The sequence below is a fragment of the Cognatilysobacter lacus genome, assembly GCF_008274655.1.
Taxonomy (GTDB): domain Bacteria; phylum Pseudomonadota; class Gammaproteobacteria; order Xanthomonadales; family Xanthomonadaceae; genus Cognatilysobacter; species Cognatilysobacter lacus.
This window is the reverse complement of sequence record NZ_VTRV01000040.1, coordinates 1-20,290: the sequence shown is the minus strand read 5'-3', so window position 1 is coordinate 20,290 and position 20,290 is coordinate 1. Positions and strand designations below refer to the sequence as shown.

20 protein-coding genes and 1 tRNA gene are annotated in these 20,290 nt (G+C 67.6%); 10 read left to right on the top strand and 11 right to left on the bottom strand.

The window, feature by feature from the left end; translation table 11 throughout:
• On the top strand, nucleotides 1-244 hold a 244-nt coding region (locus tag FW784_RS05500), incomplete at its 5' end, for an energy transducer TonB (RefSeq protein WP_149352353.1).
• Here FW784_RS05500 and aroA read toward each other — a convergent pair.
• The 3 genes from aroA to serC form a co-directional block, all read right to left on the bottom strand.
• Nucleotides 228-1,544 carry a 3-phosphoshikimate 1-carboxyvinyltransferase gene (aroA, locus tag FW784_RS05495; RefSeq protein ID WP_149352352.1) on the bottom strand — a complete coding sequence of 439 codons (1,317 nt, stop codon included), beginning with the start codon at nucleotides 1,542-1,544 and terminating at the stop codon, nucleotides 228-230. The two genes, FW784_RS05500 and aroA, sit on opposite strands and share 17 nt — an antisense overlap.
• Nucleotides 1,541-2,668 carry a histidinol-phosphate transaminase gene (gene hisC / locus FW784_RS05490; protein WP_149352351.1) on the bottom strand — a complete coding sequence of 376 codons (1,128 nt, stop codon included), beginning with the start codon at nucleotides 2,666-2,668 and terminating at the stop codon, nucleotides 1,541-1,543. The genes aroA and hisC overlap by 4 nt, the downstream gene beginning before the upstream one ends.
• Before the next feature lie 61 nt (nucleotides 2,669-2,729).
• Nucleotides 2,730-3,815: a 3-phosphoserine/phosphohydroxythreonine transaminase gene (gene serC, locus FW784_RS05485; RefSeq protein WP_149352350.1), complete on the bottom strand. Its 1,086-nt coding sequence runs from the start codon at nucleotides 3,813-3,815 to the stop codon at nucleotides 2,730-2,732.
• Between the two features lie 123 nt (nucleotides 3,816-3,938).
• Between serC and msrP the strand changes: the two genes are divergently transcribed.
• On the top strand, nucleotides 3,939-4,910 hold the full coding sequence (msrP, locus tag FW784_RS05480; RefSeq protein ID WP_149352349.1) for a protein-methionine-sulfoxide reductase catalytic subunit MsrP: 972 nt from the start codon (nucleotides 3,939-3,941) through the stop codon (nucleotides 4,908-4,910).
• 71 nt (nucleotides 4,911-4,981) lie between these two features.
• Nucleotides 4,982-5,575: a protein-methionine-sulfoxide reductase heme-binding subunit MsrQ gene (locus tag FW784_RS05475; protein WP_149352348.1), complete on the top strand. Its 594-nt coding sequence runs from the start codon at nucleotides 4,982-4,984 to the stop codon at nucleotides 5,573-5,575.
• On the opposite strand, the gene FW784_RS05470 is transcribed toward FW784_RS05475, so the two are convergent.
• A complete protein-coding gene (locus tag FW784_RS05470) occupies nucleotides 5,544-6,314 on the bottom strand; it encodes an FHA domain-containing protein (protein ID WP_187770689.1) in 771 nt (256 codons plus the stop codon). The genes FW784_RS05475 and FW784_RS05470 overlap by 32 nt on opposite strands.
• A 79-nt stretch (nucleotides 6,315-6,393) precedes the next feature.
• Between FW784_RS05470 and FW784_RS05465 the strand changes: the two genes are divergently transcribed.
• Together FW784_RS05465 and FW784_RS05460 are read left to right on the top strand one after the other, a co-directional pair.
• Nucleotides 6,394-6,669 carry a polyhydroxyalkanoic acid system family protein gene (locus FW784_RS05465; RefSeq protein WP_149352346.1) on the top strand — a complete coding sequence of 92 codons (276 nt, stop codon included), beginning with the start codon at nucleotides 6,394-6,396 and terminating at the stop codon, nucleotides 6,667-6,669.
• Between the two features lie 49 nt (nucleotides 6,670-6,718).
• A complete protein-coding gene (locus FW784_RS05460) occupies nucleotides 6,719-7,663 on the top strand; it encodes a restriction endonuclease (RefSeq protein WP_149352345.1) in 945 nt (314 codons plus the stop codon).
• Between the two features lie 33 nt (nucleotides 7,664-7,696).
• On the opposite strand, the gene fabB is transcribed toward FW784_RS05460, so the two are convergent.
• Nucleotides 7,697-8,911, bottom strand: a complete 1,215-nt coding sequence (gene fabB / locus FW784_RS05455) for a beta-ketoacyl-ACP synthase I (RefSeq protein WP_149352344.1) — start codon at nucleotides 8,909-8,911, stop codon at nucleotides 7,697-7,699.
• Nucleotides 8,911-9,426: a 3-hydroxyacyl-[acyl-carrier-protein] dehydratase FabA gene (gene fabA / locus FW784_RS05450; protein WP_149352343.1), complete on the bottom strand. Its 516-nt coding sequence runs from the start codon at nucleotides 9,424-9,426 to the stop codon at nucleotides 8,911-8,913. The genes fabB and fabA overlap by 1 nt, the downstream gene beginning before the upstream one ends.
• A gap of 179 nt (nucleotides 9,427-9,605) precedes the next feature.
• On the opposite strand from fabA, the gene FW784_RS05445 reads away from it, so the two are divergent.
• From FW784_RS05445 to FW784_RS05435, 3 genes are all read left to right on the top strand, one after another.
• Nucleotides 9,606-9,680: transfer RNA gene (locus tag FW784_RS05445), tRNA-Val, on the top strand.
• 292 nt (nucleotides 9,681-9,972) lie between these two features.
• Entirely contained in the window at nucleotides 9,973-11,319 is a 1,347-nt protein-coding gene (locus tag FW784_RS05440) for a sigma-54-dependent transcriptional regulator (protein WP_187770688.1), read from the top strand.
• Nucleotides 11,312-11,539: a hypothetical protein gene (locus FW784_RS05435; RefSeq protein ID WP_149352341.1), complete on the top strand. Its 228-nt coding sequence runs from the start codon at nucleotides 11,312-11,314 to the stop codon at nucleotides 11,537-11,539. Before FW784_RS05440 ends, FW784_RS05435 begins: the two co-directional genes overlap by 8 nt.
• Nucleotides 11,540-11,640: 101 nt before the next feature.
• Here the strand turns inward: FW784_RS05435 and FW784_RS05430 are convergent, their stop codons facing one another.
• The 4 genes from FW784_RS05430 to ku form a co-directional block, all read right to left on the bottom strand.
• Entirely contained in the window at nucleotides 11,641-13,263 is a 1,623-nt protein-coding gene (locus FW784_RS05430; protein ID WP_149352340.1) for a BON domain-containing protein, read from the bottom strand.
• A 437-nt stretch (nucleotides 13,264-13,700) separates the two neighbouring features.
• Entirely contained in the window at nucleotides 13,701-14,075 is a 375-nt protein-coding gene (locus FW784_RS05425; RefSeq protein ID WP_149352339.1) for a hypothetical protein, read from the bottom strand.
• 83 nt (nucleotides 14,076-14,158) lie between these two features.
• Nucleotides 14,159-16,951 carry a DNA ligase D gene (gene ligD, locus FW784_RS05420; protein ID WP_149352338.1) on the bottom strand — a complete coding sequence of 931 codons (2,793 nt, stop codon included), beginning with the start codon at nucleotides 16,949-16,951 and terminating at the stop codon, nucleotides 14,159-14,161.
• Between the two features lie 3 nt (nucleotides 16,952-16,954).
• Nucleotides 16,955-17,839, bottom strand: a complete 885-nt coding sequence (ku, locus tag FW784_RS05415) for a non-homologous end joining protein Ku (RefSeq protein WP_149352337.1) — start codon at nucleotides 17,837-17,839, stop codon at nucleotides 16,955-16,957.
• 103 nt (nucleotides 17,840-17,942) lie between these two features.
• Between ku and FW784_RS05410 the strand changes: the two genes are divergently transcribed.
• Entirely contained in the window at nucleotides 17,943-18,311 is a 369-nt protein-coding gene (locus tag FW784_RS05410; protein WP_149352336.1) for an arsenate reductase family protein, read from the top strand.
• Between the two features lie 2 nt (nucleotides 18,312-18,313).
• On the opposite strand, the gene FW784_RS05405 is transcribed toward FW784_RS05410, so the two are convergent.
• Nucleotides 18,314-19,933, bottom strand: coding sequence for an FMN-binding glutamate synthase family protein (locus tag FW784_RS05405; RefSeq protein ID WP_149352335.1), 1,620 nt, complete (start codon nucleotides 19,931-19,933; stop codon nucleotides 18,314-18,316).
• A gap of 154 nt (nucleotides 19,934-20,087) precedes the next feature.
• Between FW784_RS05405 and FW784_RS05400 the strand changes: the two genes are divergently transcribed.
• Nucleotides 20,088-20,290 (top strand): hypothetical protein (locus tag FW784_RS05400; protein ID WP_205123562.1); only part of this gene is annotated, 203 nt, incomplete at its 3' end.

The window sequence follows — 20,290 nt, the reverse complement described above, 5'->3', positions numbered from 1 at the left end:
GTCGCCGGATTACCCGTCGCGCGCGTTGCGCGAGGGCGCCCGCGGGACCGTCCTGGTGCTGGTCCACATCGGTCCGGACGGCGTGCCGACCGCGACGGAAATCGCGCAGTCCAGCGGCTCGCGCGAGCTCGACCGCGCCGCCACCGAGGCCGTGCGGCGTTGGCGTTTCGAACCCGCCATGTCCGACGGCCACCCGACGGTGGGCGACGTCGTGGTCCCGATCGACTTCAGCCTGGCGGACTAGCCGCGTCGAGCCGAAACCCGGCGGCGGTCGCGAGTTCCACGAAGCCGGGGAACGACGTTGCCACATTGGCGACGTCGCTGATCTCCACGACGCCTTGCGTGCGCTGCGCGAGCACGGCCGATGCCATGGCGATGCGGTGGTCGCCATGGCTTTCGACCTCGCCGCCGCGAGGCGTGCCCCCTTCGATGATCGCGCCGTCAGGCCGTTCTTCGACGTCGATCCCGAGGGCGCGCAGGGCCGCGGCCATCGAGGCGATGCGATCCGATTCCTTGACGCGCAACTCCTCGGCCCCGCGAACGGTGGTGCGGCCGCTCGCGCACGCGGCGAGGGCGAACAGCGCCGGGAACTCGTCGATCATGTCGGGCACCAGCGCAAGCGGCACGTCGATGCCGTGTAGCGGCGCGGCGCGCACGCGCAGGTCGGCAACGGGCTCCCCGCCTTCCTCCCGCAAAGGGCCGGTTTCAATGTCGGCGCCCATCAGGCGCAGCGCCTCGAGCAGGCCCGTCCGCCGCGGGTTCATGCCCACCGCCTCGATGGTCAGGTCAGAACCCGGCACGATCGACGCGGCGACGAGGAAGAACGCTGCCGAGGAGAAGTCGGCCGGCACGCGCACATCGGTGGCGCGGAGCCGCGGACGGCCGATCACGCTGGCGCCGCCCGGCGAAAACGCCACGCGTGCGCCGAAGGCCTGCAACATGCGCTCGGTGTAATCGCGCGTCGGACGCGGCTCGGTGACCGTGGTCTCGCCCTCCGCATACAACCCGGCGAGCAGCACCGCCGACTTCACCTGCGCGCTGGCAACCGGCGATGCGTAGTCGATCCCGCGCAGCCGCACGCCCCCGGTGATGCGAAGCGGCGGAAGTCCGCCGTCGCAGCCTTCGATGCGCGCACCCATGAGCGCGAGCGGTTCGGCAACGCGCCCCATCGGACGCCGCGAAAGCGATTCGTCGCCGACCAGCACGCTGTCGAACGCCTGTCCGGCCAGCAGGCCTGCCAGAAGGCGCATGCCGGTCCCGGCATTGCCGCAGTCGAGCACAGCGGCCGGCGCACGCAGACCGTCGAGCCCCACGCCATGGACGACGCGTTCGCTTGGTGCGGGCGCTTCGATGCGAACGCCGAGCTGGGCGAACACGCGCGCCGTAGCCAGCGTGTCCTCGCCTTCGAGGAAGCCGGTGATGCGGCTCGTGCCTTCGGCGATTGCCGCGAGCATGATCGCGCGATGCGAGATCGACTTGTCGCCCGGCACGCGCACGCGGCCGCGCAACGGGCCGCGCGCCGACGCGAGCCATCCCATGTTCATGGAAATACCTCGTCCAGGGCCGCGAGCAGGCGGCGGTTCTCGTCGGCCGTGCCGATCGTTATCCGGCTGTAATCGGGCAATCCGTAGCCCGCCATCGGTCGCAACACGACGCCGCGCTCCACCAGCGCCGCTTCGATCGCCCCCGTGCGCTCACCGAAGTGCGCCAGCACGAAGTTCGTTTGCGACGGCAGAACCGCAATGCCGCGCTGCCGAAGCGCCGTCGTCAACGCGGACCGTTGTTCTGCGTTGCGCTCGCGGCACCAGGCCAGGTGCGCTTCGTCAGCCAGCGCCGCTTCGCAGGCGGCCAGCGCGAACGCGTTCACGTTGAAACTCTCGCGCACCCGCTCCATCACCGCCACCAGTCCCTCGGCGGCGATGGCATAGCCGCAGCGGACGCCCGCGAGCGCGTACGCCTTGCTGAAGGTGCGGGTGACGACCAGGTTCGGGCGCGATTTCGTGAGCGTCAATGCGCTCGCGTAGTTGTGTGCGTCCGCGAGCTCTCCGTACGCCTCGTCGACCACGAGGATGACGTCGGCGGGCACCGCGTCGACGAACCGGGCGAGCGAGTCACGGTCGAGCCAAGTGCCCGTCGGATTGTTGGGGTTTGCGATGTACACCAGCCGCGTCGACGGCGTGATTGCACGCAGCAATGCCTCCACGTCGTGCCCGAGCGGCATCGTTGCATCGGGAGCCAGCGCGGCGGCCACCCGGCACGTGGCGCCCGACGCACCCGCCGCGAGTGCGAACACGGCGAACCCGTACTGCGAGTACACGACGTCGGCACCGGGCCCCGCGAACACCTGCGCGAACTGCATCAGCAATTCGTGCGAGCCGTTGCCGAGCAGGATGCGCTCCGGTTCGACACCGTGCCGGTTCGAAAGCGCGGCCTTCAGGCGCGCACCTCGAGGGTCGGGATAGCGGTGCATGAGGTGCAGCGCGTCCAGCACGGCAGCGCGAGCGACGGGCGAAGGGCCGTACGGGTTCTCGTTGGAACCCAGTTCGACCAGCCACTGCGTACGTTCGCGCATGCCAGCGACATCGTGGCCGGGGTCATACGCGGCCAGCCGCCCGATGCCGTCCGCGGCGCGCGACGAGTACCATGCTTCGTCGTACGCGGGCGTCATTCGTCGCCGATCCGCCCCGGGCTGTGCTTCGCGTTGTGCATGCACGGGAAAATGGCACGGCTCATCCGTGGCGCTTCCGGAAATCGCCCATGAAGTCGACGAGTGCGTGCACGCCCTTCTCGGGCATCGCGTTGTAGATCGACGCACGCATGCCGCCGAGCGCGCGATGGCCCTTGAGTCCGATCAGCCCGGCCTCCACCGACTCGGCGAGGAACGCCTTGTCCAACGCCGGGTCGGCGAGGAAGAACGGCACGTTCATTCGCGAGCGGGCGGGCACGGCCACTTCGTTACGGTAGAAGCCGCCGGAGCCGTCGATCGCGTCGTACAGCAGCGTCGACTTGCGCACGTTCCGCCGCGCGAATTCCTCGACGCCGCCTTCGGCCAGCATCCACTTGAAGACCAGGCCCGCGAGATACCAGTTCCACGTCGGCGGTGTATTGAGCATCGACTCGCCCTTGACGTGCGAGCGGTAGTCGAAGATATCCGCTCGCGGCTGGCCCGCGCGTTCGAGCAGGTCGCGACGCAGGATCACGACGGTGACGCCCACCGGCCCCAGGTTCTTCTGCGCACCCGCGTAGATGACGCCGAATTTGGAAACATCCAGCGGTTCGGAGGCGATGCTGGAGCTGAAGTCCGCCACCAGCGGCACCGCGCCGACGTCGGGAACGTCGCGGAACTCGACTCCGTGGATGGTCTCGTTGGCCGTGATGTGCACGTACGCGGCGTCGGGCGACAGCTGCCACGAGGCGCGCGGCGGAATGTCGCGGAAGCCGCCGGCCTCACCCGTCGCCGCGATGTGCGCATCCACATAGGGCCGCGCCTGCTTGATCGACGTCTTGCCCCAGTGGCCGGTCACCACGAAGTCCACGCGCTGGCCGGGCGACGCGATGTTGAGCGGGATCAGCGCCTGGGCCGTGGTCGCGCCGCCGGCCAGGAACAGCACCGCGTAGTCGTCGGTAACCGACAGCAGGCGACGCAGGTCGGCCTCGGCCTCGGCCGCGACGGCCATGAACTCGGGACCGCGATGGCTGAGCTCCACGATGGAGGCGCCGACGCCCCGCCAGTCGAGGAGTTCGTCGCGCGCCTGCTCCAGGACGGCTTCGGGAAGGGTGGCCGGACCGGCACTGAAATTGAACACGCGGGACATGGCGGCACCTGCTGGCGGGTTGGCATCGAGTATGCCGCAGCGCAGCACGGGCGTCGGCGGGCCCCTGCATCTTTTTCATCGCCGGCGACGTCTAATCGGGTATCCAGGCCCGGAGCCGACCCCATGTCACTGCGCGATGCCCTGCGGATTCCGTCCCGCGAGATCACCGACGAGTCCGTCTATCGCGACCGTCGCCGCATCATCACCGCGCTCGCCGCCGTGCCGGCCCTGGGCATTGCCGGTTGCGCCAAGGCCGACGCTCCCGCCGCGCCCGCCACGGCGCGTATCGATCCCGCGCGCATGCGCGCCGGGTTCACGACCAACGAGACGCGCACGACCTACCAGGACGTCACCACCTACAACAACTTCTACGAATTCGGCACCGGCAAGGCCGATCCCGGCCGGGCACCGCGGACGCTGCACACACGCCCATGGACGGTCGCTGTCGGCGGGCAGTGTGCAAAGCCCGGCCGGGTATCGTTCGAGGACCTGCTGCGCGGCCTGACGCCACAGGAACGCGTGTACCGGCATCGCTGTGTCGAGGGCTGGTCGATGGTGATTCCGTGGCTCGGCGTGCCGCTGGGGGATGCGCTGAAGCGGTTCGAGCCGACGTCGAAGGCGAAGTACGTGGCGTTCACCACGCTCGGGGACGTCAAACAGATGCCCGGCATCGCCTATTCGTCGCTCGACTGGCCGTATCGCGAGGGCCTGCGCATCGACGAGGCCATGAACCCGCTGGCGCTGCTCACGACGGGCCTGTACGGCAAGCCGCTGCCGCAGCAGAACGGAGCGCCGCTGCGTCTGGTGCTGCCCTGGAAATACGGGTTCAAGAGCATCAAGTCGATCGTGGCGATCACGTTCGTCGAGCACCTGCCGTACACGAGCTGGAACGACATGGCGCCGGACGAATACGGCTTCTTTTCGAACGTCAACCCGGCCGTCGACCACCCGCGCTGGAGCCAGAAGACCGAGCGCCGCATCGCCGGCACCGGCAGCAAGCTGTTCGCGGATCGCATCCCGACGCGGCTCTTCAACGGTTACGCCGAGCAGGTCGGCTCGATGTACGCCGGGCTCGATCTCAGGAAGTGGTTCTGAGCGCGCTGCCCCGCCGCAGCGCGAAGCGACCGGTCGACAGGCGCGTCGTTGCGGCCAAGACGATCGTGCACATGCTCGCGCTGGCGCCCGCCGCGTGGCTCGCGTGGCAGATCCGCAACGAGATGCTGATGGGCACCGGTGCGCTGGGCGCCGATCCGGTCGCGGCGATCGAACACTTCCTGGGCATCTGGGCGATCCGCATGCTGATGCTGGTGCTTGCGGTGACGCCGCTTCGGCAAATCACCGGCAAGCCGATGCTGCTGCGCTTTCGGCGAATGCTCGGGCTGTACGTCTTCTTCTACGCGACGCTGCACTTCGCGGCGTGGGTGGTGCTCGATCTGCGCATGGACTGGTCGCAGATCGGCGCGGCGATCGCCAAGAAACCCTTCGTGACCGTCGGCTTCGCGGCATGGCTGATGCTCGTACCGCTCGCCGCAACCTCGTTCCAGCGCGCGATGCGTGCGCTGGGTCGACGCTGGGGGCAGCTGCACCAGCTCGTGTACGCCATCGCCGTACTCGCCGTGCTGCATTTCTGGTGGCTGGTGAAATCCGACATCCGCGAGCCCGCGCTGTACGCGGCGATCGCTTCGGTGCTGCTTGGCTGGCGGCTGTGGAAGCGCCTGCGGCCGGCGTCTAGCCCGCGCCGTACAGCAACAGCAGGCTGAGCGCGCCAGCCAGCATCACCGCGGCGACGATCAGCCACGGCAGCCTGCGCGCAGCGCGACGCAACTTTGGCGGCGACGGCGCGCGTCCGGACGGGCGCCTCTCGCGCTCGGGCTCGACGACGCTGGAAGCGCGCGCCGCCTCCACGACAAATCGATGCTGCCCCGCTACGACAAGCTGGTCGCCCGGCACCAGCAGCCCGGTCCCCAGCGCGTGACCGTTGACCCAAACGGGTGCCGACGGGGTCACCGACGTTGCGCGTACGCCCTTGGCGGTCACGCGAAGGCTTACTTCGCGCGCGCCGATGGCCTCGTCGTCGATCGGAATCTCGCAGTCCGGGGCGCGGCCAAGTACACACTCGCGCTCGAGCGGAAAACAGCGTCCATGGTGGCGGCCGGCGATCGCGCGCAGCACCGCGTGCACATCGGACCGCGGCGCCGAGTCCTCGCCACCCGACTCCGGGCGACGCCCGATCAGCACGCATTCGACGCCCGCCATGAAGATGGAATCGCCTGCGCGCAGCATGGCCATGCGGCGAATCGGGCGTCCGTTGACGTACACGCCCCGCACGCCATCGCCCACCTGCAGCCAGACACCGCGCGAATCCACGTACACGTGCCCGACGGGTTCCACGGACGACTGCCGCGCGTCGAGCATCGACGGCAGGATCGGATGTACGCCCGGCTCGAGATCGAGCAGGTCGCGTTCGGAACCGGTCGGGCGCAGTCGGAGGGCAGTCACGCCGCCGCAATCTAGCATGCCGACGCCGCGTTGCCGGCCGATGCTCCACAATGCCGACCAACCGCGCTACGGAGGCCTCATGCCGACCATCGATATCCGCCACACGCATTCGCTCGCGCCGGCCAAAGCCCGCGAAGCCGTCGAGCACATCGCCGACACCCTTGCACAACGCTTCGGCGTCGAACACGGCTGGCAGGGCGAATCCATGATGTTCAAGCGCACCGGTGTCGACGGACGCGTTCATCTGGAACCCGGCGCGGTGCGCGTGACGGCCGAACTCGGCTTCCTGCTGGGCGCGTTGAAGGGCACCATCGAGAGCGAGATCCGCCGCGTGCTTGCGGAACGATTTACCTGAGCATCGCGACAACGCATCCTCTGCCACGCCCACGGAAGACACCGCACCCATGACAGCTGCCGCCGCCCTGATCACCGGAATCGTGATCGCCCTCCTCGTTGCTGGGATATGGATCGCGTACATCTGGAAAGGCCGTCAGTCGCGCTTCCAGACACAGGCGGGCCTCAGGATCCTTTCGGGCATGCGATGGCGCGAACTGTCCAACCTGGTCGTGGATGCGCTGGCGGATTCGGGGTTCGAGCGCGAGACGTCGGAACAGCAGTCCGCCCGCGGGGCCGGCGACGTGCGCGTCTATCGCGATGGCCGCCCCTGGGTGCTGACCTGCCGGCAAGGCCTGGGCCACGTAGTGACGCGGGCGTCGGTCGAAGAGTTCTCACGCGCCGTGCGCATCGAACACGCCGCTGGCGGCGTGGTGGTGACGCCCGGTCGAGTGGAGCCGCAAGCGAGGCAGGCCGGGGCCAACGTCGAGCTGGTGGATGGCGAGGAGCTGTGGAAGCTGGTCGGTCCCTTGTTGCCCGCAAGTGTGCATTCCGAAATCGCCACACATGCACGTGCACGCGCACTGCGCGCCTCGGGAACCGCGCTGGCGGTGGCGACGGCCAGCGGCCTGGCCATCGGGTACGCATTGATGCAATTCGCCACGCCGACAGACACGGGCGAGCCGCTCGCCGGGCCGCGTGCGACAGCGACCCATCGACCCGCGCGTGTCGCAAACTCGACCGCTGCACCGGCTGCACCGGCGGCGCCGATGAGCGAAGACGAGGAACGCGAGGCGATCGTGCGCGAGATCGCGCAGGTGCCGGGCGTCGACAAGGCGCTTTGGTCGACACGCTCGACCCTGCAGGTCTTCCTGAACGACCCGAAGATCGCCAACGACGCCGCTTTGTGCGCCGTGATGATGCGCTACGACCTGCTGCGCTCGTCGCGCCTGCAGTTGCAGGGCCCGGCCGGCGCGGACCGGCCTGTTCGTTTCATCCAGTGCGCCGTGTACTGATCCGCCAGGCCGCGTTTGCGCGGCGCGTGGCGATCAGCCGTCGAAGCGCGAGAACACCAGGCAGGCGTTCGTGCCGCCGAAGCCGAAGCTGTTCGACATCACCGTGCGCAAGGTCGCCGGCGTGGTCTCGCGCAGCACCGGATAGCCCACTGCACGCTCGTCGAGTTCCGTGATGTTGTGCGAGGCGGCCATGAAACCGTCGCGCATCATCAGCAGGCTGTAGATCGCCTCGTGCACGCTGGCGGCGCCCAGCGAATGCCCCGTGAGCGCCTTGGTCGACGACAGCGGCGGGATCGCGTGGCCGAACACTTCACGTACGGCCTGCAACTCGGTGATGTCGCCGACGGGCGTCGACGTGCCATGCGTGTTGAGGTAGTCGATCGGGCCTTCAACACCCTCCAGCGCCATGCGCATGCAGCGCACCGCGCCTTCGCCCGACGGCGCCACCATGTCGGCGCCATCGGAGGTCACCCCGTAGCCGACCAGCTCGGCGTGGATCGTCGCGCCACGCGCCTGCGCGTGCTCGATCGATTCCAGCACAAGCATTCCGCCGCCACCGGCAATGACGAAACCGTCGCGCGAGGCGTCGTACGGGCGCGATGCAGTGGCCGGCGTGTCATTGAACGAGGTCGACAACGCGCCCATCGCATCGAACTGGCAGGTCATGCCCCAGTGCAGTTCTTCGCCACCGCCCGCCAACATGACGTCCTGCATGCCATGGCGGATCATGTCGGCCGCCGCGCCGATGCAATGCGCGGAAGTCGCGCAGGCGGCTGAAATCGAATAGGTGACGCCTTTCACACCGAAGCCGGTCGCGAGCGCCGCCGACACCGTCGAGCACATCGTGCGCGGCACCATGTAAGGGCCGATGCGACGCACGCCCTTGGCCTTCAGCAGATCGCCGGTTTCGATCTGCCATTGCGCCGAGCCTCCGCCGGATCCGGCGATCGCGCCGAAACGCGGCGACCTGAACTGCTCGGGGTCGAGGCCCGAATGCGCGATCGCATCCGCCGCCGAGACGTAGGCATGCGCTGCGGCATCGCCCATGAAGCGACGCAGCTTGCGGTCGATCAACGCATCGAGATCGATCGCCGGATCACCCGCGACGCGGCTGCGGAGGCCCATCGCTTCGTATTCGGGGATGTAGCGCAGGCCGGAACGGCCCACGCGCAACGATTCGGACACCACGTCCAGCTCGCGCCCGAGGCAGGACGTAAGACCCATGCCGGTGACGACAACGCGACGCATCAGAAACCCTCCGTCGAGCCAAACAGGCCGACGCGCAGGCCCTTGGCTACATAGATCTCGCGGCCGTCGACGTACGTCCGGCCGTCGGCGATGACGAGCGCGAGCTTGCCGCGCATCACGCGGCGTATGTCGATCTCGAAGCCGACGATCTTCGCGTCGGGGAGCACCTGGCCGCCGAACTTGACCTCGCCGACGCCCAGCGCGCGGCCACGGCCGGGTTCTCCCAGCCACGGGAGGTAGAAGCCGGCGAGCTGCCACATGGCATCGACGCCCAGGCAGCCGGGCATCACCGGATCCCCGATGAAATGGCAGCCGAAGAACCAGAGGTCCGGCGACACATCGAGCTCGGCGCGGATCACGCCCTTGCCGTACCGGCCGCCGGTTTCGGCGATCTCGGTGATGCGGTCGAACATGAGCATCGGAGGCGCCGGGAGGCGCGCGTTGCCGGGGCCGAACAGCTCACCGCGCGCACAGGCCAGCAGCTGCTCGCGGTCGAAAGAAGAGGGACGGGTCATCGGGCGAGTGCGGGGGAAAGCGAGCGAGTCTAGCGGGTCGCCTGCGAAGTTCGCAGTCCGCAGGCGTAGGGTCGGCATGAACCGGAGGCCATATGCTGCCCGCAGCCGCTACGCGCCGGCGTGAAAACGCAGCGAAGGCTTGGCGGGGTCGGCGGGCTCGCCTATACTTCGCGCCCCACGGGCGGTTAGCTCAGCGGTAGAGCATTGCCTTCACACGGCAAGGGTCGCAGGTTCGAACCCTGCACCGCCCACCATGTTTCGATGTCGCTTCAACCAGACCGCCTCCGGGCGGTTTTGTCGTTTATGGCCGCCGGAGTTTTTCCCGGTTGGCATGGAACCTGCCGCGACCCCGCGGTCGTGCATCCACCTGAGACGCGTCGCTTTGCCGGCGCGCCGTAGCCCACGTCGCGCGTCAACCGTTCGTGACAGCAGCTGCAGTGCACAGCAGAACGTTCTGCACGCGGCGGAAATCGTTGCAGCCTCACACGTGGCTTTAACCGCGCCATCGATAGCCTGCCGGCCATTGCATCAATGGATTTCATTGTCATGGCCGACGCCCAGCCTTCAGTGCTCATCGTGGACGACGACGCAACCTTCGCCTCCGCGGCCGCCGACTTCGCGCGCGCACACGGCTTCCAGGCGTCGATCGCGCATTCACTCGAGGAGTCGCGGCGCGCGATCCAGCGCGGAATGAGTGACCTGACCATGCTTGACGTCACACTGCCCGATGGCACCGCGTTCGACCTGCTCGATGAACTCGATGCCGGCCAGCACTGCCGCATCGCGCTGATGACGGGCGAAGCGTCGGTGGAGTCCGCGGCGCGCGCGGTCGGGCTGCCGGTACTCGACTACCTGGTCAAGCCGCTTTGTCCGCGACAGTTCGAATCGCTGCTGCAGCAGGCGTCGACGCGGGTGCAGGCACGCACCGTCACGACGCGGCTGCCGGGCGTGATAGGCGAATGCGAAGCGATCCAGCGGCTGGCCGAAGATCTCGATCGCGTTGCTCCGACCTCCGTATCGGTTCTGATTACGGGTGAAAGTGGAACGGGCAAGGAACTCGTCGCGCGCGCCGTGCACGAGCGCAGCAAGCGGCGTGGCAACTTCGTCGCGGTGAACTGCGGCGCGATCGCGCCCGACCTGCTCGCCAGCCATCTGTTCGGCCACGAGCGCGGCAGTTTCACCGGCGCGCAACAGCGGCATGTCGGCTATTTCGAGCAGGCCAACCGCGGCACGCTGTTCCTCGACGAGATCACCGAGATGCCGCCCGCGCTGCAGGTGTACCTGCTTCGCGTGCTGGAGACAGGCGAGGTGACGCGCGTGGGCGGCAGCGAGAGCGTGCCGGTGGATGTGCGCATCGTCGCGGCCACCAATCGCGATCCGGTGCAGGCGATCGGACTCGGCCTGCTGCGCGAGGACCTGTACTACCGCCTTGCGGATTTCATCATCGCCCTGCCCCCGCTGCGCGCCCGGGGCGACGACGTCCTGTTGCTCGCCAATGCGTTCATCGAGCGGCTCAACGCGGAGCACGGCCAAGCCCGGCAACTGGCGCCCGACGCCGAACGCATGCTGGCCCGGCATCCCTGGCCCGGCAATATCCGCGAGCTGCGCAGCGTGCTGCAGCGCGCCTACCTGTTGAGCGACGGCCCGCTGGTTCGCATCCCGACACTCGGGCAACGCGCCATGCCCCTGCACCAGGACCGGAACAGCATCGTGTTCCACGTAGGCATGAGTTATGCGGACGTGGAACGCGAAATGCTCTTGAAGACGCTCGCCAACGTGGACGGCGACAAGACCGAAGCCGCGCGCGTGCTCGGCGTGAGCGTGCGCACGATCCACAACCAGCTCGCGCGCCTGTCAGTCGCCGAAGCCGAAGGCGCCGCGCCGCATGCATGAGACGTACACGCCGCGCGGCGACGGCCTGCCGCCGCACTACACGGGGCATTGGCGGCACGACATGGCAAACGAAGTGAATGCGCTGACCATGGCGACATCCGCGGCGCGCCACATGCTGCAGCTCGGCGACGTACAGTCCGCGATGCTGAACCTGGCACGCGCGGAGGATGCGGCGATGAGGTGCAGCGAGCTTCTGCGCTTTGCTCCGTCGACGCGGTAGATCGCGCCCTTTGCGTCTGTCTGCTCGCTGCCATGGAGCGCGGTCGACCACTCAAGGAAAAGGCCCGCTTTCGCGGGCCTTTCCTTCAAGCCGGGACCGTGTCAGTGCGGCGAGCTGCCGCTGGCGCCACCCGATCCGGAGGTGCCGGCCGAGCCGGAGCTCGTTCCGGTGCGCGTTGTCGACGCACCACCTTCCTTCGGACGTTGCGTGGACGAGGAACCCGACACTCGATTCGACTCGTCGGCGTGGGTGGACGACGAGCCGGAGTGCAAGGTCGAGCCGCTGTGCGAACCGGCCGTCGACGAGCCGATGCCGACGCTCGACGACGCGATTTCCGAACCCTTGCGCTGTTGCGACGAGCCCGAAAGCGTGGTGCTGCCGGCCGTGGCCTGGGCGGACACGACGCGGATGCGGTTGTCGATGTCGCGCACACCGGGGCAGGCCTCGGCGATGTCTTCGACGCGGTGTTTCATCCAGCGCTGCTCGACGTTGCCTTCGAGCACGACCCTGCCGCCCTCGCAATGGATTTCGATGTCGGATACATCGATGTCGGGCGCATTGGTCAGGCGCTCGTGCAGGTCGTCGATGATGCGCTCGTCTGAACGCACGTAGTTCTTGGGGCCGCGACCGCGACGCGTCTGCGGCTGGCCGTAGGCATGCATACCGCCCTGCGGCCCCTGCGCGAACTGCGACAAGCCCGAGCCCTGACTGAACTGCGTCTGGCTGTTGCCCTGGAAGCTGGACTGCGAACGGTTGGAATAGCCGCCGTCGCCGAACCCCTGGGCCGAACCGAACTGCGAATGCCCGGATGCCGGCTGCGTCGGACCGAACCCGCTGCCCTGCTGGCCGTATCCCTGTGGACCGTACTGCTGGAATGCTTGCGATCGCTGCGCGCCCTGCTCGCCCCAGCCGCCGAAGCTCAGGTCGCGCTGCTGGTACGGACTGTTGTATCCGCCGTGCATGGCCGTCTGCGACGCGCCGACTCCGCCGTGCAACTCGCCGCGATCCCGCGACGACTCACTGAGAAAACTGCCGCTCTGGTAGCCGCCCTGCAATCCCGGCTGCGGCCCGTAGCCGCCTTGCGATCCAAGGCCACTGCCGTAGGCCTGACCGTGGAATTGGCCACCCGGGGCCTGACTCTCGCTGCCGTATGCACCGTATGCCGGAGAGCGACCGAACTGCTCACCGAGTCCCTGCTGCGGGCCCCTCGGAACGCCGCCCTGCAGCTGCGGCCCGTAGCCTTGCGAACCCTGCGCCTGTTGCAACGATGAGCCGTAGCCGTACTGGGACTGCGCGGCCTGACCGTAGGGCTGCGGGGCGCCGTAGGCCTGTGCATGGCTGCCCTGCGTGTATTGAGCGGCGGCGTAACCCTGCGGGGCGGCCTGGCCGTATGGCTGCGCGTACGCGCCATGGCCCGACTGGCTGGCCTGCGCATACGGGGCGGCGCCCGGCGATTGCGACAGATGCGACGCACCGTAGCCCTGCCCCATCGAGCTCTGCTGCCCGCCCTCGGACGTGCCGTAGTTGCTCTGTCCGTACTGGTTGCCCCGGCCGTACAGCTCGCCCTGGTTCATCTGGTTGACGTATCCCGGTTCCCACTGGCCGCTTTCGCGACCGGCGCCCAGGCGCGATGCCTGAGAGTTCTCGGCCTGGTAGCCCTGCTGGCTGCCCTGCGCGCCCTGACGGCTGGCGGCGTTCTGATTGCCTTGTTCCTGCTGATGCATGTCGTGCTTCCTCTCGTTGAGCCAATTCCTGCTTGCGGTTAACGCCTCGGCGCCAAGACGAACGACATCGTTCGCCACTTCGCGCAAATGACGCCCTATGGGTTGATCACTCACCGTGCATTCCTCCGTCTCGGCTGTTCGGCGTAGTAGCGCCGCGCTGTCGGCGACACGGGGGGATGCGCAAGTCGCGTGCCAACTCGCGAGGCCTTACTGGATGGGCGCACGCGTGCAAACGAAGGAGCAACTTTCGCCTGGCGGAATAATTTGCAGGCGCGCAAGCCGACACCCAACGCGTCACTCACGCATGCTTTACGCAACGCTGTCGCGGGCAATGCGACAGTCCGGTCCCGGACGCAGCGCATCACTCACGAGCGAGACGACACGATGAATACGAAAATGTATGCCGTTGCAGCGTCGGTGCTGCTCCTCGCCGCGTGTCACAGGAACGAGCAGACGAGCACGTCATCCGCATCCGATACTTCCGCCGGCCCTGCACCTGCCACGGATGCGTCGGGCACGACGCCTGCAACGGGCACCACTGCGTCCGGCACGCCTGCCGAAACGTCGACCATGCCGCCCACGACCACCGATTCGAACAGCGCGGCGACCGGCAACACCGGCGCGACCGAAACCGGCACGCCCGCTGGCATGTCCAACTCGATGGGCAATGGAACGGGAACGGGAACGGGAACGGGAACGGGAACAACGACGGGCGCAAGCACCGACACGAACCCGCAGAACAGCAACCGCGGCACCTCGCCACCGACGCCGTAAGTGAACGCGCTCCCTGCATCGGATGCGAAGAAATCCACCGTTGGTGCCGGCGCGCAAACAATCGCGTAACGGCGATATCACGTAGCGGCATGCGTGCCGTGCGAGACGATCGCGACCTCCGTCAGACCGAGAGTGGCTTCGCGTTCTCGATGATGCGCTTCGCCTCATCCGGCATTTCGCGCTTGGCCGCATCGGCCAGCGTGTAGCGCGCCGGGCTTTTAACGCGCGAGAGTTCTGCCCAGGTGACCGGAACGGCCACCGGCGCGCCCTCGCGTGCGCGCAACGACCAGCTGGCCACGCTGGTCGCGCCGCGCCCGTTGCGGAGCCAGTCGATGAAGATCCGCCCGCGCCGCTTGGACTTGCTCATCGTCGCCACATAGCGCTCCGGTGCCTGCTGCTCCATCGCGTTCGCAAATGCGTCGCAGAAATCGCGCACCGTGTCCCACGTCGCATGCGGCAGGAGCGGCGCGACCACATGCACGCCCTTGCCGCCGGACAGCTTCGGAAATGATTCGAGCCCGGCCTCGAGCAACCGGTTACGAACCTCCTTTGCAGCGGCGCGGATGGCTGGCCATTCGATCGACGGATCCGGGTCGAGATCGAACACGATGCGATCAGGCTGCTCGAGCGTCTCGATGCGCGAACCCCAGGGGTGGATTTCCAGCGCGTTCATCTGCACCAGGGACATCAGGCCGGCGACGCTGTCGACATAGAAATACGCCGCCTGGTTGCCGTCGTTCTCGGTCAGCTGGTATTGCTTGACCGCCTCGCTGAACCCGTGCCGCGTGTGTTTCTGGAAGAAGTGCTGCCCGTCGATGCCGTCCGGACAACGGACGATCGACAGCAGCCGCCCTCCGATTTCCTCCAGCAGCTTCGGCGCGACCGCCAGGTAGTAGTTCCACACGTCCTGCTTGGTATAGCCCGAGTCCGGGTACACCACGCGGTCGGGGCTGCTGAGCTGCGGCAGCGCCGACGTGTCGAGGTCGAAGGACGGTTTTCCGCGACGCTTGGCCGACGATGGATTCACAGTGCGCGTCGCCGCAGCACCCTTCGATGTCGACTCGGCAGCGCGCGCCGGTTGCTTGGCCACCTTGCGCGCCGGGCTCTTCGCCGATGCCGGCTTTGCCGCCGCCCTCGCAGCTGCCTTGCGCACCGGCGCGCCCGGTTCAGGCTGCTCGAGCGCAGCGGCGGTAGCGGGCTTGTCGTCGCGGATGCGATGGAACGACGCCTGGCGCACGAGACCCTCCTTCCCCCAACCGCGGAAGAACACTTCGACGACCATCTTCGGCTTGACCCAGTTGATTCGTCCCTTCGGCAGCGGCACGTGCCTGGGCACCTCGACGACCGGCTCGTCGACCTCCAGCGCCCGTAACCGCTTGATGAGGCCCAGCAGGAAATCGTTGTTCATGCCTGAGCCGACGCGCCCCGCGTACACGAGTGCGCCGTCCTTGTACTGGCCGAGCATCAACGAGCCCAGCCCCTGTCGCGAACCCTTGGGCGGCGTGTAACCCACCACCACGAAGTCGCGTGTCTCGGCCGTCTTGATCTTGAGCCACTCCCTGGAGCGACCATCGACGTAACGTGACTGCGCGCGCTTGCTGATGATCCCTTCCATGCCGCGCTCGCGAGCCGCATCGAAGATTTTGGGGCCATGGCCCGCGATGTGCGTGCTGTAGAAGAAGCGCGGGTCTGCGCCGTCGAGGAACTTTTCGAGCAGGGCCTTGCGCTCGACCAGCGGCGCGCGCCGCAGGTCGTGGCCGTCGAACGCCAACAGATCGAACACGACGTAGCGGAGGTTGCGCGCGTCCTTGTCAGACAGCGCCTTCTGCAACGCGTTGAAGTCGCTGTAGCCGGACGCGTCGACAGCGATGAGCTCGCCGTCCATCACCGCGGACGCACCCAGGCCTCCCAGCATCGCGATCAGTTCAGGCACGCGGTCGTTCCACGGAATTCCGTTGCGCGACCAGAGCATCGGCTCCGGGCCGCTCTGCCCGAGCAGGCGGTATCCGTCCCATTTCCACTCGTGGATCCAGTCGTCCGCGGGCGGCGCATGTTCCGCGGAGACCGTGAGCATCGGCTGCACGAATTGGCCCATGACAAACTTCGCGCCGTCTGCGAGTTTCGCCGCCTGCCGCTTGAGCGCACGCAGGTCGCGGTTTGCACGCGCAGATGGGTTTCCGCGAATCGCCGCCGAGGCCTGCGCGCGCAAGGCTGCGCCCTTGGCCGGCTTGGCGGCGCGCGTCGAGGATGCCTGTTTCGGGGTCTTCGCCGCGGATTTTCGCGTCGCGGTCTTGCGGGCCTTCTGCATGTCCTTCGTCCCCGTGTCGAAACCCTTCTTCTCGCGAATCTCGAGCCCCTGTCGCGTCGACGCGCCCGGTGCATCCGGAGGCGGCGCAGGCAGCTCACCGATCAGGTCATCGGCCTCGAGATCGGCTGCGAATTCGTCGGTGCGCTTGAGCAGCATCCACTGCGCGCGGCTCCCACGCTGGTGCGTCCGGATAAGCGTCCAGCGTCCCTTGAGGCGCTCGCCTTTGAGCGTGAAATCGATCCGGCCGTTCTCGATGGCTTCGTGCAGGTCGCCTTCGGGCTCCCACGTGCCGTGGTCGAAGATCGCCATGTGGCCCGCTCCGTATTCGCCTTCGGGGATCAGCCCCTCGAAGTGCGAGTAGGTCAACGGATGATCTTCCGTCTCCACTGCCAGCCGCTTTTCGCCCGGCCTGAAGGATGGCCCGCGGGGCACCGCCCAACTGCGCAGGACACCGTCGACCTCGAGCCGCAGGTCGTAATGCCGGGCACGTGCATGGTGCAGCTGCACCACGAACGACAGCGGCCCGCCGCGTCGGCGCGGCACCTCGCCCTTCGGCTCCGGCGTGCGGTTGAATTCGCGTTTGCGGTTGTACTCCTGCAGGCCCACGCGTCAGGCCCGCTTCGTGGTGGCGCGCTTCTTCGGCTTCGTTGCGGCGGGCTTGCGCGCCGCGGTCTTCTTCGCAGGCTTGGTGGTGCCGGCCTTCTGGTCCAGGCTCTTCTTGAGCAGCGACATGAAGTCCACGACATTGGTCGCGGCCTCGGACTGTTCCTCGTCCTTGTCGTCGTCCACGCGCGTCGTGTGCTTCTGCTTGATGCGCTCCTTGATCACCTGGGACAGCCGCTCGCGGAACTCGTCCTTGTAGTCGGCCGGGTTGAACTCGTCGGTCATCGACTGCATCAGCATCTCGGCCATCTCCATCTCGCGCGGCGTCACGTTCCACGCGCGGGCGGTGCCGGTCGGCAACGTGTATTCGGAGGCCTCGACGATCTCCTGGGGGAACCGCATCAGCATGAGCATCAGCGCATCGCCCTCTGGCGCGAGCATGCAGAGGTATTCACGGGTGCGGATCACGACGCGGCCGATGCCAACGCGCCCGTTCTTCTTCAGCACTTCGCGCAGAAGCACGTAACCCTTCTCGGCCTTCTTGCCGGGCACGAGGATGTAGGGCTTCTCCAGGTACGACATCGGGATGGTCTTCGCGTCCACGAACGACTCGATAGCGATCGTTTCGTGGTTGTCGGTGGCCGCTCGCTCGATGTCCTCGGGCTGCAGGATCACGTAGTTGTCCTTGGAAAACTCGTAGGCCTTCACGATCTCCTTCCACGGCACTTCTTCCCCGGTCTCGGCGTTGACGCGCTCGTAGCGGATCGGCGAGTTGTCACGCGCGTCCAGCATCCGGAAATGGATGTCGGTGCGGCGCTCGCCCGACATCAGCTGAATCGGAATATTGAGCAGACCGAACGAGATCGAGCCGGTCCAGATGGGCCTGGCCATGGGAGTCTCCAGCATGTTTCTTCGCACCGTCGCGCAGGCTGCGTCCTCACCGGGTGAAGCGGCCGCGCGATAATGGGTCGCACCGTTAAGCGAAGGACAACCGATGGCCGTCGAGCGCCCCATGCTGTTTCACAACAACGCCACCTGCTCCAAGTTGGGCGCCGCGCTGGCGATGCTGCGGGCGCGCGGGATCGACCCCGAGCTCGTCGACATCACGGCCACGCCGCTGACGGCCGCCGAGCTGCGCGACATCGTAGCGATGACCGGCCGTCCAGCGCGCGAGCTTCTGCGCATCGGCGAGCCGTCGTACAAGGCGCTTGGGTTGGGGGACGCGTCGCTCGGCGAAGAAGCGCTGCTCGACGCGATGGCATCGCATCCCGAACTGGTGGAACGGCCGCTTCTGGTGCACGGGAGACGCGCAGTGCTCGGCAGGCCGCCCGAGCGCCTGCTGTCCCTGTTCGGCGACGCCTGAGGTCAGATCAGCTTGCTGGTTCGCCTTGCAGCGATGCCGGCCGGCGGTGCGAACGAATCGCTGCGCGCGTCTTCCCAGAACGCTTCGAACACGGCGTGGCGCGGCACGCCGCGCAGCAACTCGCCGGGCTCGAGGAAGTTGAAGATCGATGCGAGGGAGCCGACCTCGGTCGGGGAGACCCGCCGCAGGATGTGCTCCGGCCCCAGTTCCGCCGGATGCCGCAGGCCCGCGGCGCAGATGAGGTCACGGAGCGCCTTCAACGTGTTGTCGTGGAAGTTGTGCACGCGCGTCGCCTTGTCAGGCACGTCGACGGCCTTCCAGCGCGCCGGATCCTGGGTCGCCACGCCTGTCGGGCAGCGATCCGTATGGCACTTCTGCGCCTGGATGCAGCCAACGGCGAACATGTAGCCGCGCGCGGCATTGCACCAGTCCGCGCCCATCGCCATGGTGCGCGCGATGTCGAAGCCGCTGATGATCTTGCCGGCGGCGCCGATGCGGATGCGGTCGCGCAGGCCGAGGCCGACCAGCGTGTTGTGCACGAGGATCAGCGCCTCGTGCATCGGCACGCCGACATGATCGATGAACTCGGCCGGCGCCGCGCCCGTGCCGCCTTCCGCCCCGTCCACCACGATGAAATCGGGCAGCACACCGGTCTCGTGCATGGCTTTCGCGATGCCGAACCATTCCCACGGGTGACCGATCGCGAGCTTGAAACCGGTGGGCTTGTCACCCGACAGCGTGCGCAGGCGATCGACGAACGCGAGCAGCCCCTTCGGCGTATCGAATGTCGAATGCCTTGCCGGCGAGATGCAGTCGACGCCCGCCGGCACGCCGCGTGTGGCTGCGATCTCCGCCGTCACTTTAGCGCCCGGCAGCACGCCTCCGTGGCCGGGCTTGGCACCCTGCGACAGCTTGACTTCGATCATTCGGACCTGGGGGTCCGCTGCGGCGGTCGCGAACTTTTCCTCGCTGAAGCTGCCGTCGTCGTTGCGGCAACCGAAGTAGCCTGACGCGACTTCCCACACGAGGTCGCCACCGAATTCGCGGTGGTACGGCGATATCGAGCCTTCGCCGGTGTCGTGCGAGAAGTTGCCCATGCGCGCGCCCTTGTTGAGCGCGCGGATCGCATTGGCCGAAAGCGATCCGAAGCTCATCGCGGAGATGTTGAACACGCTCGCCGAATACGGCTGCGCGCGCTCGTCGCCGATCAGGATGCGGAAGTCGTGTGACATGTACTCCGACGGCCGCATCGAATGGTTGATCCATTCGTACTCGGGGCCGTAGATGTCCTGCAGCGAGCCGAATGGCCGCGTGTCGAGCACGGATTTCGCTCGCTGGTAGGCAAGCGCTCGCTCCTGGCGCGAGAACGGGGTCTCGGAGGTATCGGCTTCGATGAAGTACTGCCGCATTTCCGGCCCGATCGCCTCGAGCCCGTAACGGAAATGCGCGAGCAGCGGGTAATTGCGGCGCAGCGTGCTTCGTGTCTGCAGCACGTCCCAGGTGCCGAGCGCGGCGAAAGGCAGCAGCACGGCAAGCACGCCCGCGCCGACCCCGAACGCGACGACCGATGCGAGTGCAGCCAGAGTCGCGAGCACCACGGCGATGTACAGCGCGTATCTCATGGAACCTCCTGTCGCGGCCGAGCATACCCTCCGGACAGGGTCACCACGTTGTCGGGCAACCGAGTGCCGCGCGCCGCGCATCAGTTCGGCGGGCGACGCGACGCCGCCCCGACAACGATGCGCGATGATGGACACCCGCGTCACTGGTGCTGCCATGGCCACCCGATCCGCGCGCCGCAGATGGATCCTGCCCGTCGTCGTCGCCGTGGGCGTGGTTTCGATCGTGCTCTGGATCGCGTCACGCATCCGCGGGCCGGCGCTCCCGGGCTACGAGGTCGTCGCAGCGCCGGTGGTGCAGGACGTCGTCGCAACCGGCCGCGTGGCCGCGCCCTCGCGCGTGCGCGTCGGCGCCGAGAT